Genomic DNA, 15234 nt, shown 5'->3' on the forward strand with positions numbered 1-15234 from the left:
CTGCCAGTCCACGCTTGTGCAATAACATCGTTATCGCTGCCGTCAGTGTAGTCTTACCATGATCTACATGACCTATAGTACCTACGTTTATGTGCGGCTTCTTCCTCTCAAACTTAGCCTTTGACATGTCCCGTCCTCCTTATTTTAAGCACCGTATCAGAAAGCACTGAGTATCGAGCAATGAGCAATGAGTAAAATCATTGCCGGGCTTTGGCTTTCTCTCATTGCTTTCAACTCATTGCTCATTGCTTCCTATTATCCCTTAACCTTTGCCACGATCTGCTCAGATATGTTCCGTGGTGCCTCTTCATATCTTGCAAACTGCATTGTAAATGTAGCGCGACCCTGTGTGAGAGACCTGAGATCAGTTGCGTAACCAAACATCTCCGACAATGGCGCCTCAGCAGTTATGATCTGCGCTGCAGACCTTGGCCGAACGCCCTGAATCCTTCCCCTCCTGGAGTTGATATCACCAATTACATCCCCCATATATTCTTCCGGCACAGTAACCTCCAGGGACATAACAGGCTCAAGCAATACAGGATTGGCTTTCCTTGCGCCATCTTTAAAAGCCATAGAACCGGCGATCTTAAAGGCCATCTCCGATGAATCCACGTCATGATACGACCCATCAAACAACGAAACCTTAATATCAACAACAGGATATCCTGCGAGGACGCCTGAATCGAGCGCCTCCCTGATACCCTTCTCTACCGCAGGTATATATTCCCTTGGAATAGATCCCCCGACAATCTTATTTTCAAAGACAAAACCATCTCCGGGCGCCTGAGGCTCCACGGTAATCCATACATGACCATACTGTCCGCGGCCGCCTGTCTGCCTGATATACTTGCCTTCGCTCTCAACCTTACCCCTGATGGTCTCCCTGTATGCAACCTGAGGCTTGCCGACATTTGCCTCTACCTTAAACTCCCTCAGCAACCTGTCAACAATAATCTCAAGATGCAGTTCCCCCATTCCTGAGATTATCGTCTGACCGGTCTCTTCATCAGACTTAATCCTGAATGACGGATCTTCCTGCGCAAGCTTTTGCAGAGAGACCCCCATCCTTTCCTGATCAGTCTTTGTCTTGGGCTCTATCGCAATACCAATAACCGGTTCAGGAAATTCCATCCTCTCAAGTATGACCGGCTTATCCTTGTCACAAAGCGTATCCCCGGTCGTGGTATTTTTCAAACCAACCGCCGCCGCAATCTCGCCGGCATAGACAGCCTTTATTTCCTCTCTTTTATTTGCATGCATCTTGAGGATACGACCAATCCTCTCTGTTGTATCCTTGGTTGAATTATAAACATAAGAACCGGAATTTAAAACACCGGAGTAAACCCTGAAATATGTCAGCTGCCCCACGAACGGGTCCGTCATAATCTTAAAAGCAAGAGCGGAGAAAGGCTCACTGTCATCTGATTTTCTCTCAACCTCTGCATTTGTCTTTGGATCAATTCCCTTTACAGGCGGCAGATCCAGCGGTGACGGCAAGTAGGCCGATATAGCATCAAGCAGCAACTGAACACCCTTATTCTTAAACGAAGATCCGCAAAGTACAGGGGTAATTTTCATCTGGATAGTCCCCCTGCGCAGCGCAGCCCTGATTTCATCCGGCGTGACCTCTTCACCTGCAATATACTTCTCCATCACGCTCTCATCACAATCTGCCAGCTTCTCGATCATCTTATCCCTGTATTCCTGTGCCAGATCACGCAGCTCCTCAGGTATCTCATCAACCACATATTTTGCCCCAAGCGTCTCATCATCAAAGTAGACAGCATTCATCGAAATCAGATCAACAGGCCCCCTGAATGTACCCTCTGCCCCAATTGGTATCTGAACAGGCACCGGATTTGCCCCAAGCCTCCCTACCATTGACTTGACACTCTCAAAGAAATCAGCGCCAATTTTATCCATCTTATTAATAAAGGCGATCCTTGGAACGTCATACTTGTCCGCCTGCCTCCAGACCGTCTCAGACTGAGGCTCAACACCCTGCCCTGCATCAAATATGGCAACGGCGCCATCAAGAACCCTCAGTGACCTCTCCACCTCAATCGTAAAATCCACATGACCGGGGGTATCAATAATATTAATGCGAATATCCTTCCAGAAGCAGGTTGTTGCTGCCGACGTGATAGTAATACCACGCTCTTTCTCCTGCTCCATCCAGTCCATAGTAGCAGTGCCTTCATCCACCTCACCAATCTTGTATGATGCGCCCGTATAATATAGTATACGCTCAGTTGACGTAGTCTTGCCTGCATCAATATGAGCCATAATACCTATATTACGCGTTTTATCTAATGAATATTGCCTTGACACCCAATCCTCCTGATAATAGCTCAATAAAAGACATTTCTTACGCTATTATGCTGTCACAATCCGTTACTACCACCTGTAGTGGGCAAATGCCTTATTTGCCTCGGCCATCCTGTGTGTGTCTTCCTTCTTCTTTACTGCCCCGCCTGTCCCGTTTGCAGCATCCATGATCTCTGCCGCAAGCTTTTCACACATGTTTCGCCCTGACCGCGCCCTTGCATATGAGACAATCCACCTGATTGCAAGCGCATTACGCCTCGGAGTCCTTATATCAACAGGCACCTGATATGAAGCGCCTCCCACTCTGCGTGACTTGACCTCAACAACAGGCTTTACATTATCCATAGCCGCCCGGAAAATCTTTACAGGGTCCACAGCAGCGGTCTTTTCCTTAATAGCATCAAGCGCCCCGTAAAATATTCCTTCAGCAACGCTTTTTCTCCCATCTTTCATAATAATACTGACAATCTTGGAAACCAGGACATCATTGTACTTTAAATCCGGCCTTGTTTCCCTTTGTTTTACCCATCCATGCCTTGGCATTTCAATACCTCTCCACGTTATTACTTGGGTGTCTTGGCCCCATACTTTGAACGGCCCCTTTTTCTGTTCTGAACACCGGCAGAATCAAGAGTCCCCCTGACTATATGATATCTCACACCAGGCAAATCCTTTACCCTTCCACCCCTCACAAGAACAATCGAATGTTCCTGCAGGTTATGCCCCTCGCCTGGTATATATGCAGTTACCTCCATGCCATTGGTCAGCCTCACCCTCGCAACTTTCCGCAATGCAGAATTTGGTTTCTTTGGTGTTGACGTATAGACCCTGATACAAACACCCCTCTTCTGGGGACTTGACTTCAGCGCTGGGCTTTTGGTCTTGCTTTTAACCTTTGTCCTGCCCTTACGGACCAACTGATTTATAGTCGGCACTGTCTCTCCTTCTTGAATTTACAAAAAAAGCTATTTCTCACCAAAACTTTGCAATTCTAATAGAATGTAACATGTTTGTCAAGAGCTTTTTCCGGCATTTTCATGAATTCTCTCTTGGCATATCAGATTCTCTCTTACTTACAGACATGATATACGATTCTCTGTAAAAGGGAAGCCCCGTACCTGACGGGATTAACCTCCCTACTATAACATTTTCCTTGAGTCCGAGAAGTTCATCTACCTTGCCGCTGACCGCCGCCTCTGTGAGCACCCTTGTGGTCTCCTGGAATGAGGCTGCTGAAATAAAGCTGTCAGTAGTCAATGCTGCCTTGGTTATTCCCATTAATACAGGCATACCGATTGCCGGTTTCCCTCCATTTTTTACTACCCGCTCGTTTTCCTCTTCAAATGCAAACTTGTCAACCTGGCTTCCAATGAGGAAATCCGTATCTCCGGTGTCCTCAATCTTGACCTTCTTCAGCATCTGTCTGACAATAACTTCTATATGTTTGTCATTAATTGTTACACCCTGCAGCCTGTATACCTGCTGAATCTCGTCTACCAGATATTTTTGCAGTTCTTTTGGCCCGAGGATGCTCAGAATGTCCTGGGGGTTGGCAGAACCATCCATGAGAGGTTCCCCTGCCATGACCCAGTCACCTTCATGAACATTTATATGTTTACCCTTGGGGATAAAGTACTCTTTGGTGTCGCCTGATTCATTCTTTACAATCACCCTTCTCATACCTTTAACATAACCGCCGAATTCGACAACCCCGTCAATCTCACTTATAACTGCCTGCTCCTTCGGTTTTCTGGTCTCAAAAAGCTCTGCTACCCTCGGCAGGCCTCCCGTAATATCTTTTGTCTTGGTGATCTCGCGCGGAATCTTGGCCAGTACATCGCCAGGATGGACGACATTGCCTTTCTCGACTACTATGTGAGCCCCTGTAGGGAGCAAATATCTTGCAACAGCGCTTGCACCCGGAATCTTGACTGTCTTATTCGCATCATCTTTGATTGAAATTCTGGGCCTTAATGAAGTGCCCTGGAAATCAACAATGACCTTTCTGGAAAGACCGGTAACTTCATCCACATCTTCTTTCATTGTTACGCCATCAACAATGTCTCCGAACGCAATCTTTCCGCCGACTTCTGTAAGGATTGGCATGGAATGCGGGTCCCACTCCACCAGTTTCTGACCTCCCCTGACTTTCTGATTGTCAGCCACCTTTAACCTCGCACCATAAACTACCGAATATTTTTCCTTTTCTCTTCCCTCTTCATCATAGATAATGATCTTGCCATTCCTGTTCATGGCGACCGAGTCGCCTTCCTTGTTTTTCACCGTATTGAGATTCATGTACTTTATTATGCCGCCGTTCTTTGCCTCGAGCACGGTCTGCTCCACAACCTTGCTTGCAGTACCTCCTATATGGAACGTTCTCATGGTAAGCTGAGTTCCGGGCTCTCCAATGGACTGGGCTGCTATGATTCCTACAGACTCGCCTATATCAACAAGCGTACCCCTTCCAAGGTCCCTTCCATAACATTTTATACATACACCTCGCCTCGACTGGCAGGTGAGCACAGAGCGTATCAGCACTTTGTCTATACCAGCTTCTACTATAGCTGCAACCCTTTCCTCATTAATCTCCTCACGTGCAGGGACAATCACGTCATTTGTTATGGGGTCCCTGATATCATCAACCGGGATACGGCCAAGAATCCTCTCCTCGATAGGCTCAATAATCTCACCACCCTCTACAAGAGGAGTTACAAAGATGCCATCCTGACTCTGGCAGTCAATTTCTGTTATAATCACATCCTGAGCAACATCTACCAGCCTTCTTGTCAGGTAACCGGAATTAGCGGTCTTGAGCGCGGTATCTGCCAACCCCTTTCTCGCACCATGTGTCGAGATAAAGTACTGCATTACAGTCAACCCTTCACGGAAGTTTGCAGTAATAGGTGTTTCAATAATCTCACCGGATGGCTTGGCCATCAATCCTCTCATGCCGCCGAGCTGTCTTATCTGCTGGGTGCTTCCTCTTGCACCTGAATCAGCCATCATGAAGATCGAATTAAAGGCGCGCTTTTCTTCACTGCTGCCGCCAAGCTCCCTCATCATCTCCACAGTAACCATCTCAGTAACATGTGCCCATATATCAATAACCTTGTTATACCTCTCACCCTTGGTTATCAGACCCTCTGAGTACTGCTGTTCAACTTCAGCTATTTCCTTGTTTGCATCATCGATTATCGCAGCCTTCCTTGTCGGAATATGCATATCTCCGATACAGATAGAAAGTCCGGATTTGGTGGCATACTTGAATCCTATCTCTTTTATTTTGTCGAGGAACGCCACAGTATCACGATGACCTGCATCCCTGTAACACCTGTCTATAAGCTTTGTGAGCTCTTTCTTGTTCATGACCTTGTTGGCAAGCTCGAAAGGCAGTTTTGAGGGCAATATCTCGCTGAGGAATACCCTGCCTACTGTCGTATCAACAAGACCTCCGTTGTGGCGCATCCTGATCTTTGCATGCTCCTCAACCACTCCTGCCTCACAAGCAACCCGGACCTCTACAGGAGAAGAGAACACCCTCCCTTCGCCTTTGGCTCCGGCCCGTTCCTTTGTCAGATAATAACAGCCCAGAACAATATCCTGTGTCGGTATAAGTACAGGCGCTCCATGGGCAGGTGAAAGGACGTTATTGACAGAGAGCATTAATACCCTTGCCTCAATCTGGGCCTCTACAGAAAGCGGTACATGGACAGCCATCTGATCACCGTCAAAATCCGCATTAAAGGCCATACAGACCAGGGGATGCAGCCTTATAGCCTTGCCTTCAATAAGGATTGGATCAAATGCCTGAATACCAAGCCTGTGAAGCGTAGGCGCCCTGTTTAGTAATACAGGATGCTCTTTCGTTACTTCCTCCAGGATATCCCACACCTCAGGCCTTTCCTTTTCCACCATCTTTTTTGCACTCTTTATTGTGGTGGCATACCCCTTTTCTTCAAGCCTGTGAAAAATAAACGGCTTGAATAATTCAAGAGCCATTTTTTTTGGAAGTCCGCACTGATGGAGTTTAAGTTCAGGACCAACTACTATGACAGATCTGCCGGAGTAATCCACCCTCTTGCCAAGAAGGTTCTGTCTGAACCTTCCCTGTTTTCCCTTCAGCATATCACTCAGAGACTTCAGCGGTCTTTTATTCGGTCCCCTGATTACCCTTCCCCTGCGGCCATTATCAAAAAGTGCATCAACAGCCTCCTGCAGCATCCTCTTCTCATTGCGGATGATGACGCCGGGGGCCTTTAATTCCATCAGCTTCTTGAGCCTGTTATTCCTGTTTATCACCCTTCTGTACAGGTCATTCAGGTCTGATGTGGCAAATCTTCCGCCGTCAAGCGGTACCAGCGGCCTCAGTTCAGGTGGAATAACCGGTATAACACTCATAATCATCCATTCAGGTTTATTGCCTGACTTTCTGAATGAATCAACAATCTTGAGCCTCTTGCTTAGCTTCTTTTTTACCGCCACACTGCTTGCATCTTCAATCTTCGTCTTGACTTCAGTGTAGAGCTGTTCCATATCTATCTTTACGAGAAGCTCCTTGATCGCTTCAGCGCCTGTTCCAGCTTTAAAGGCATTGCCATGCTGCTGAAGGAGCCTTCTGTATTCGTCTTCTGACAGGACATCCTTCACATTAAGATTAGCTGGTCCGGGATCAATTACTATATAGCTCTCAAAATAAAGGACCTTTTCCAGCTGCCTGAGAGTCATATCAAGGACATTGCCAATCCTGCTTGGAAGGCCTTTGAGAAACCAGATATGAGCAACAGGGGCCGCAAGTTCTATGTGCCCCATTCTCTCACGCCTTACCTTGGACTGTATAACTTCAACTCCGCATTTATCACAGACGATACCGCGGTGCTTCATCCTCTTGTATTTGCCGCAATTACATTCCCAGTCCTTTGTAGGGCCGAATATCTTGGCACAAAACAATCCATCCCTCTCAGGTTTAAAAGATCTGTAATTGATCGTTTCAGGCTTCTTGACCTCACCGTGAGACCACGACCTGATCTTATCCGAGGATGCTATCCGAATCCTTATTGCATCAAATGAGACCGCTTCCTTAGGCTTCTCAAACAGGCTATACAATTTTTCCCAGTCTCTGTCCTCTGTAAATGCCATTTAAACCTCCTTAGTTACCATCTTTGGACTTCAGTAATTCCACATCCAGCCCAAGACTCTGCAATTCCTTTATCAAAACGTTAAATGACTCAGGCAGTCCGGGTGTAAGGAAATTCTCTCCCTTAACGATTGCCTCATACATCTTTGAACGTCCCGGCACATCATCAGACTTGACTGTCAGGAATTCCTGCAGTGTCGCTGCAGCGCCATATGCCTGCAGGGCCCAGACTTCCATCTCTCCGAGCCTCTGTCCCCCGAACTGCGCCTTGCCGCCGAGTGGCTGCTGGGTTACAAGTGAATAAGGTCCGATTGATCTTGCATGGATCTTATCATCCACAAGATGGTGAAGTTTCATCATGTACATATATCCAACAGTAACTTCTCTGTCAAAAGGCTCTCCCTTACGGCCATCGTATAGAGTTGCCTGACCTGTAACAGAGCGCCCGCCTTCCTTAAGGAGGCCTATAATCTCATTTTCAGATGCGCCGTCAAATACTGATGTTGTTACATGAATTCCAAGCGCCCTCGCCGCCCACCCCAAATGTGTCTCGAGTATCTGGCCCACATTCATTCTTGACGGAACACCAAGTGGATTAAGGATCATTTCCACAGGCGTACCGTCAGCGAGATACGGCATATCTTCTTCCGGCATAATGACCGATACCACACCCTTGTTGCCATGGCGGCCGGCCATCTTATCTCCTACCGCCAGTTTTCTCTTTATTGCAATGTACACTTTGACCAGCTTTATAACTCCAGGCGGGAGCTCATCGCCTTTTCTGACCCTTCCAATCCTGTCCTCGTAGAAGGCCTGAAGCAGCTCTATCTGCTGCTGTGCATAATTGCATATCTCTTCAAACCTATCCGTATCATCCTGATTTTCCAGAACTATATCAATAAGTTCCTCGTCATTGATTTCCTTCAGTATATTCTCAGTCAATTCTTTTGACTTGGGCAATATAACCTTCTTCGTTACCGGATTGGCCACAGCCTTGCCGACGGTCTTGCCGGCAAAGAATTTCCTCAGCCTCCTGTTTCTGTCATCTTCAATGATCCTGACCTCTTCCTGCTGTTCTTTCTGCAGTCTTGACACCTCGTCATTTTCTATGCTCTTTGAACGCTCATCCTTCTCGACACCTTTTCTGGAGAATATTTTTACATCAACAACAGTGCCCTCTATACCAGGCGGCACTGTAAGTGAAACGTCTTTGACATCCCCGGCCTTTTCACCAAATATAGCCCTTAACAGCTTTTCTTCCGGTGTCAGCTGCGTCTCGCCTTTTGGTGCAACTTTTGCTACCAGGATGTCCCCGGGCACAACCTCTGCCCCTATCCGGACAATTCCGCTTTCATCAAGATTCCTGAGCAATTCTTCGCTCACATTCGGGATGTCTCTTGTTATTTCCTCCCGGCCAAGCTTGGTGTCCCTTGCCTCTATCTCAAACTCTTCAATGTGAATTGATGTATATCTGTCATCCTTGACAAGCCGTTCACTTATGATGATTGCATCTTCAAAGTTGTACCCTTCCCATGGCATGAAGGCTACAAGGATGTTCTGACCCAGCGCAAGCTCTCCCTGACTTGTTGCAGGCCCGTCTGCCAGCACCTCCCCTTTTTCAACCTTTTGACCGGCATTCACAATAGGCTTCTGGTTAATGCAGGTATTCTGATTTGACCTTTTAAACTTGGTCAGACTGTATACATCAAGGCTGATCCCTTCTGTAAGAGGTTTATCCTTTTTTGCCTTTGCATCCTGTTTTATTTCTTCTGCCCTTACAACAATACGGTTTGCATCAACATACTCAACAAACCCGGGCCGTTTTGCAAGGACTACCCTGCCTGAGTCTCTCGCCACGATTTTCTCCATTCCGGTGCCGACGAGCGGAGCATCCGTGTCCATCAGGGGCACAGCCTGCCTCTGCATATTGGATCCCATCAATGCCCTGTTGGCGTCATCATTTTCAAGGAACGGTATAAGAGACGTAGCCACACTTACGATCTGCTTTGGCGAAACATCCATAAACTCCACTCTATCCGATGAGACAGTTACAAAATCGCCGCCAAAGCGTGAAGAAACAGTCTCGGATGTTATTTTGCCTGACGCGTTTACAGGGGTATTTGCCTGTGCAATATAATACTTGTCTCCGTCAATTGCCGACAGATAGACAATGTCATCAGATACCCTGCCATTAACGACTTTTCTGTACGGCGACTCAATAAACCCGAATTCATTAACCCTCGCATAAGTTGACAGAGAAGTAATGAGTCCGATATTAGGACCTTCAGGTGTTTCAATAGGACATATTCGGCCATAATGCGTAGGATGAACGTCCCGCACCTCAAACCCTGCACGCTCTCTTGTTAACCCTCCCGGCCCGAGTGCTGATAGTCTTCTCTTGTGCGTAATCTCTGACAACGGATTGGTCTGATCCATAAACTGTGATAGCTGACTGCTGCCAAAAAACTCTTTAACTGCAGCAATAACTGATTTTGCATTAATCAGGTCATGCGGAAGGGCGCTCTCAAGGTCCAGTATATTCATACGCTCCTTAATACTCCGCTCCATCCTGGAGAGTCCGATCCTGAACTGATTCTCAAGAAGTTCACCAACACACCTGACCCTTCTGTTCCCAAGATGATCTATATCATCTATCTCTCCCTTATTTGATTTCAGGTTTACGAGGTACCTTATTGTTTCCACTATATCCTGAGGCGTAAGGCTCCTCTGGCTAAGGGGCACGTCAATCCCGAGTTTTTTGTTTAACTTGAGCCTTCCAACCGGTGCAAGGTCATAGCGCCTCGGATTAAAGAAGAGATTGTCAAAAATTATCTTTGCTGTTTCAGGGGTCGGGCTCTCGCCAGGGCGCAGTCTTTTATATATTTCAATGATAGCGCTTTCCTGCGTCTCAATATTTTCATGAGACAACGTATCCCTGATTATTGGGAATATTTGATAATTATCAATATAGAGAAGGTTAATCTTTTCAATTCCTGACTTCAGGATCTTGTCAATCAGTGCATCGGTAAGGATCGTATTGCTCCCGACTATAACCTCGCCTGTTGAAGGATCAACCACATCATCATAAATAATCCGGTCCACCATATCATCAGCAGCAACCGGCACCTCTTTTATACCCTGATTATCAAGTTTCTTTAGTATGCCATGGGTAATCCTGTTGCTCTTCTTGACAACAACCTCACCTGTCTGTTCATTAATTATGTCATACGGGACCCTGCTTCCATTAATTACTTTTGAGTCAACCTTGATGCAGAACTTATTGCCTCTGATCACAACATCTTCAATGGGATAGTAGAGCTTTAATATATCATGAGTGGAATAACCTATAGCCTTCAACAATATAGTAACAGGGAACTTCCTGCGCCTGTCAATCCTCGCATGCAGGATATCCTTGGTGTCAAATTCGAAATCAAGCCACGAACCTCTGTATGGTATTATTCTCGCTGAGAACAATACCTTGCCGCTTATGTGAGTTCTCCCCTTATCATGAGTAAAAAAAGTTCCAGGGGAGCGCTGGAGCTGACTGACAACAACCCTCTCGGTTCCGTTAATAATAAACGTGCCGTTCTCAGTCATCAGGGGCAGTTCGCCGAGATAGACCCATTGCTCTCTAACCTCTTTTGTGCTTTTTGCGCCGCTCTTTTCGTCCTTTTCAAGAATCTCCAGGTTAACCCTTATCTTCAGGGGCGCAGCAAACGTCATGCCCCTTTCGATACATTCCCAGATCTCATACTTGGGCTCACCCAGGGAATATTCAGTGAATCTCAGGATCGCAGTGCCATTGAAATCTGAAATCGGGAAAACACTGTCGAATGCCGCCTGTAGTCCCATCTCTTCCCTGTGCTCATGAGCGATGTCCTTCTGAAGAAACTTTTCAAATGATTTCTTCTGGATCTCGAGAAGTTCGGGAATCTCTATCTTTGCAGGAAGTTTTGAGAAATCTTTTCTTTCTATGCAACCCTTAATGGTGGGATGACTCATTTAATTTATTCCCCCTGAAAAATGTTAAAAAAACAAATTTAGGATCCGGGGTCAGGTGCCTGGCACCCGACCCCTCAAATCCGTATATTACTTTATTTCAACCTGCGCACCCTGCTCAACAAGCTTGGCCTTCATAGCCTCTGCATCCTCTTTTGATATGCCGGTCTTTAAAGTCTTGGGCGCGCCATCAACGAGGTCCTTGGCCTCCTTAAGTCCAAGATTAGTCAACTCCCTTACCACCTTGATTACCTGGATCTTTTTGTCTCCCGCACTGCTCAGTATCACATCAAAGCTGGTCTTTTCTTCAACAGCCGCTGCAGCACCGGCGCCGGCTGCCGCGCCTGCAACTGCAACAGGCACAGCCGCTGCAGCAGAAACACCATAGCGCTCTTCAATCTTTTTTACGAATTCAGCCAGGTCCAGCACCTTCATGTTGTCTATAAAAGTAAGTACATCATCCGTTGTTAAATTTGCCGACATTTTATCTCCTTTGTTTATTGTGTCTTTTCCTTAGACTGTTTTACTGCATTAATAACATACACAAACTGTCTTAATACCCCATGTAATGTGGATGCGAATCCGAACATGGGGGCCTTCATGCTGCCAAGCGCTTTTGCAAGCAGGACTTCCCTCGAAGGAAGATTTGCAACATCCCTGATCATGGCCGGATTCAGTACAGAGCCTTCAAGCACGCCAGCCTTTATCTTGAAAGGCTCAAGCTTGCCTGCATAATCAAGCACTGCCTTCATGGGTGCAATGATATCACCATAACTTACGACCAAACCCGTAGTGCCTGTAAAATAGTCATGAAGGTTTTTTACATCAGTGCCTTCGGCTGCACGAAGAGCAAGGGTGTTTTTTACCACCTTGTATTCAGCGCTGCAGCCCCTGAGGCGGGTTCTGATATCAGACATGTCCTTAACAGTCAGGCCTTTATAATCAGTAACTATTACCGACGTTGCACGGCCGAACTTGTCGTTGAGATCTTTGATTAACTTTGCCTTTTCTATTTTTCCGGATTGTACCGCCAAGATTTATCCCTCCTTTCTCTGTAGAATAACATCTGCCGAGAAAGGATAATTGAACTCCTGTTACTCTCGTCTCGGCAGGCCGGACCAAAATGGTCCGATTAAGTCAGAAGACACCTACTGTCTCAGACAATTAAGGGAAAAAGGCTGAAGGCTGAAGGATTATATTTATTACCTTCAGTCTTCAGCCTATACACCTTCAGTCTTCATTTCATTCAAACAGATTCCCTACTGCCACAGGATCTACTTTAATACCAGGCCCCATTGTAGAAGATACTGTTATGCTCTTTAAATAACGCCCCTTACTTGTGGCAGGTTTGCTCTTAACAATAGATTCCATAACAGACATTGCATTTTCGAAGAGTTTTCTGCTGTCAAATGAGACCTTACCGACAGGGACATGAACTATTGCAGTCTTATCAACTCTGTATTCGACCTTGCCAAGCTTTATATCCCGGATAGCCTTTCCTACCTCGAAGGTGACTGTGCCAAGTTTGGGATTTGGCATCAGACCTCTTGGCCCCAATATCTTGCCAAGTTTACCTACAAGCGCCATAATATCCGGAGTGGCAACCGCAAAATCAAAATCAAGCCATCCACTGTTTATCTTTTCAGCAAGGTCCTCAGCGCCAACAAAGTCAGCGCCGGCATCCCTCGCCTCTCTCTCTTTCTCACCCTTTGCAAATACAACGACCTTTACACTCTTGCCAATGCCATGCGGAAGTACAACGGCCCCTCTTACCATCTGATCAGAATGCCTCGGGTCTACTCCGAGACGGACTGCCAGATCAACGGACTCATCAAACCTGGTCCATGCAACCTCCTTAGCCGTCTTGATTGCCTCCTCAAGTGTATGTAATTTGCTTCTGTCAACCTTTTCCAGACTTCCTGAATATTTCTTCCCCATTTTCTGACTCCCTCTGTATAAACCTGTTACATGCCCGTATACTGCCGGCAACCTGCTTTCTTATTTAGCTGATTTCAATCCCCATGCTTCTTGCTGTTCCAGCTATGATATTGTATGCAGCATCTATGTCATGACAGTTCAAATCAGACATTTTGGTCCTGGCTATCTCACGAACCTGTGCGGATGTAAGTCTCCCGACCTTATCCTTATTGGGTGTGCCAGATCCCTTCACAATACCGGCAGCTTTTTTTAAGAGTTCAGATGCCGGAGGGGTCTTCAGTATAAAATCAAATGACCTGTCTGAATAAACATTGATAAGGACAGGGATAATAGTACCCTCCTGCCCCTGTGTCTTTGCATTAAATGCCTTACAGAACTCCATGATGTTTACGCCATGCTGTCCAAGCGCCGGCCCTACCGGCGGCGCCGGATTGGCTTTGCCTGCAGGCAGCTGTAGTTTAATATTTCTTATAATTTCCTTTGCCATAACCAATGCTCTCCCTTCAAACTATATTCAGGGGTCAATAGACCCGATTATTACAATTTCTCCACCTGCAGAAAATCGAGTTCCACCGGCGTTGCCCTGCCAAATATACTAACCAGCACCTTTACCTTGCCATGATCAGAATCAACCTCGTCAACCGTGCCATTAAATCCAAGAAACGGCTCTACAATGATCCTGACAGCATCCCCTCTGCTGAACTGAACCCTGCTCCTCGGCGTTGATACACTTGCATCCATCTGCTGTATTATAGACTCAACCTCTTTGTCAGATAATGGAGACGGCGCGCCGCCTCCTCCAACAAACCCCGTTACCTTGGGTACATTTGTAACCAGGTTCCATGTCTCATCCGACATCTCCATCTCAATCAGGATATATCCCGGAAACACCTTCTTAGTTGCAACCCTCTTCCTTCCTTCCTTCAACTCAACTACATTCTCAGTTGGAATCAGAATCTGCCCGAACTTTTCTCTTAACCCAAGTGTGTCAACCCTTTCCTGAATGCCGGCCCTGACCTTGTTTTCAAATCCTGAATAGGTATGCAATACGTACCACTGTTTTGTCATCACGTCCTCGCACTCTCCCCTGTTATGGCAGAATCTTTGCCACTATCTCTGACAAGGCCACATCTATTACCCATAAATATATGGTAGCCAATGATACAAGCACGAGAACTACCGCAGTTGTACCAAGTGTCTCATCCTTAGATGGGAATGTCACCTTTTTAACTTCAGACTTTACTTCCTGCAGGAATATTTTTATATTTTCAATTGTCTTCGCAAACATTATCTGTATCCGCCTAACTGGCAGGCCAGGAGGGATTCGAACCCCCATCACCCGGTTTTGGAGACCGGTGCTCTAGCCGTTGGAGCTACTGGCCTGTACCCAAAGTTCTCCCCATTAAACCAGACAAGGGGAGGCGTTTCCGCATTATTTTACTTCCTTGTGGCCTGTATGTTTCCTGCAACAGGGACAATACTTTTTAAGTTCCAATTTCTCCTGCGTATTCCGCTTATTCTTCATTGTAGAATAATTGCGGTTCTTACAATCTGTGCATGCCAATGTAATCGTTTCTCTCATAGCTATGTTCCCTTGTTAAAGCAAAGTTAATAATAACAGGCTGAAGGTGAGGAAGGCTGAAGACTGAAGGGTAATGTACCTTCTTCCTTCAGTCTTCTACCTTCCTCACCTTCAGCCTTCTTCTACTCAATTACCTTTGTTATAACCCCTGCGCCCACTGTCTTGCCGCCCTCACGCACTGCAAACCTCAACCCCTCGGACATCGCTATTGGCGTTATCAAATCACCTTCCACCGTTATATTGTCCC

Annotated in this window: 14 protein-coding genes and 1 tRNA gene; all 15 read right to left on the reverse strand. The window is 46.4% G+C overall.

The annotated features are described in order from the left end of the window. On the reverse strand, positions 1 to 127 hold a 127-nt coding region (gene tuf / locus IT393_07350), incomplete at its 3' end, for an elongation factor Tu (protein MCC7202457.1). 128 nt (positions 128 to 255) lie between these two features. Further along, positions 256 to 2334 carry an elongation factor G gene (fusA, locus tag IT393_07355; GenBank protein ID MCC7202458.1) on the reverse strand — a complete coding sequence of 693 codons (2079 nt, stop codon included), beginning with the start codon at positions 2332 to 2334 and terminating at the stop codon, positions 256 to 258. Between the two features lie 66 nt (positions 2335 to 2400). Then, on the reverse strand, positions 2401 to 2874 hold the full coding sequence (rpsG, locus tag IT393_07360; protein ID MCC7202459.1) for a 30S ribosomal protein S7: 474 nt from the start codon (positions 2872 to 2874) through the stop codon (positions 2401 to 2403). 20 nt (positions 2875 to 2894) lie between these two features. Further along, positions 2895 to 3266: a 30S ribosomal protein S12 gene (locus tag IT393_07365; GenBank protein ID MCC7202460.1), complete on the reverse strand. Its 372-nt coding sequence runs from the start codon at positions 3264 to 3266 to the stop codon at positions 2895 to 2897. A gap of 100 nt (positions 3267 to 3366) precedes the next feature. Beyond that, positions 3367 to 7470 carry a DNA-directed RNA polymerase subunit beta' gene (gene rpoC / locus IT393_07370; protein MCC7202461.1) on the reverse strand — a complete coding sequence of 1368 codons (4104 nt, stop codon included), beginning with the start codon at positions 7468 to 7470 and terminating at the stop codon, positions 3367 to 3369. 10 nt (positions 7471 to 7480) lie between these two features. After that, positions 7481 to 11470: a DNA-directed RNA polymerase subunit beta gene (gene rpoB / locus IT393_07375; protein MCC7202462.1), complete on the reverse strand. Its 3990-nt coding sequence runs from the start codon at positions 11468 to 11470 to the stop codon at positions 7481 to 7483. Between the two features lie 87 nt (positions 11471 to 11557). Beyond that, on the reverse strand, positions 11558 to 11950 hold the full coding sequence (gene rplL, locus IT393_07380; protein ID MCC7202463.1) for a 50S ribosomal protein L7/L12: 393 nt from the start codon (positions 11948 to 11950) through the stop codon (positions 11558 to 11560). A 14-nt stretch (positions 11951 to 11964) separates the two neighbouring features. Continuing rightward, on the reverse strand, positions 11965 to 12501 hold the full coding sequence (rplJ, locus tag IT393_07385; protein ID MCC7202464.1) for a 50S ribosomal protein L10: 537 nt from the start codon (positions 12499 to 12501) through the stop codon (positions 11965 to 11967). A gap of 208 nt (positions 12502 to 12709) precedes the next feature. Further along, complete coding sequence (locus tag IT393_07390; GenBank protein MCC7202465.1) at positions 12710 to 13405, reverse strand: 50S ribosomal protein L1; 696 nt, start codon at positions 13403 to 13405, stop codon at positions 12710 to 12712. A gap of 64 nt (positions 13406 to 13469) precedes the next feature. Further along, positions 13470 to 13892: a 50S ribosomal protein L11 gene (rplK, locus tag IT393_07395; GenBank protein MCC7202466.1), complete on the reverse strand. Its 423-nt coding sequence runs from the start codon at positions 13890 to 13892 to the stop codon at positions 13470 to 13472. A gap of 50 nt (positions 13893 to 13942) precedes the next feature. After that, positions 13943 to 14473, reverse strand: coding sequence for a transcription termination/antitermination protein NusG (gene nusG / locus IT393_07400; protein ID MCC7202467.1), 531 nt, complete (start codon positions 14471 to 14473; stop codon positions 13943 to 13945). A 22-nt stretch (positions 14474 to 14495) separates the two neighbouring features. Continuing rightward, entirely contained in the window at positions 14496 to 14693 is a 198-nt protein-coding gene (gene secE / locus IT393_07405) for a preprotein translocase subunit SecE (GenBank protein ID MCC7202468.1), read from the reverse strand. A gap of 18 nt (positions 14694 to 14711) precedes the next feature. Next, positions 14712 to 14788, reverse strand: a tRNA-Trp gene (locus IT393_07410). Positions 14789 to 14837: 49 nt separating this feature from the next. Then, positions 14838 to 14987, reverse strand: a complete 150-nt coding sequence (gene rpmG / locus IT393_07415; protein MCC7202469.1) for a 50S ribosomal protein L33 — start codon at positions 14985 to 14987, stop codon at positions 14838 to 14840. Positions 14988 to 15109: 122 nt separating this feature from the next. Further along, the coding region (tuf, locus tag IT393_07420; GenBank protein ID MCC7202470.1) for an elongation factor Tu at positions 15110 to 15234 on the reverse strand (125 nt) is incomplete at its 5' end.

The sequence above is a fragment of the Nitrospirota bacterium genome (assembly GCA_020851375.1).
Lineage (GTDB): Bacteria > Nitrospirota > 9FT-COMBO-42-15 > HDB-SIOI813 > HDB-SIOI813 > RBG-16-43-11.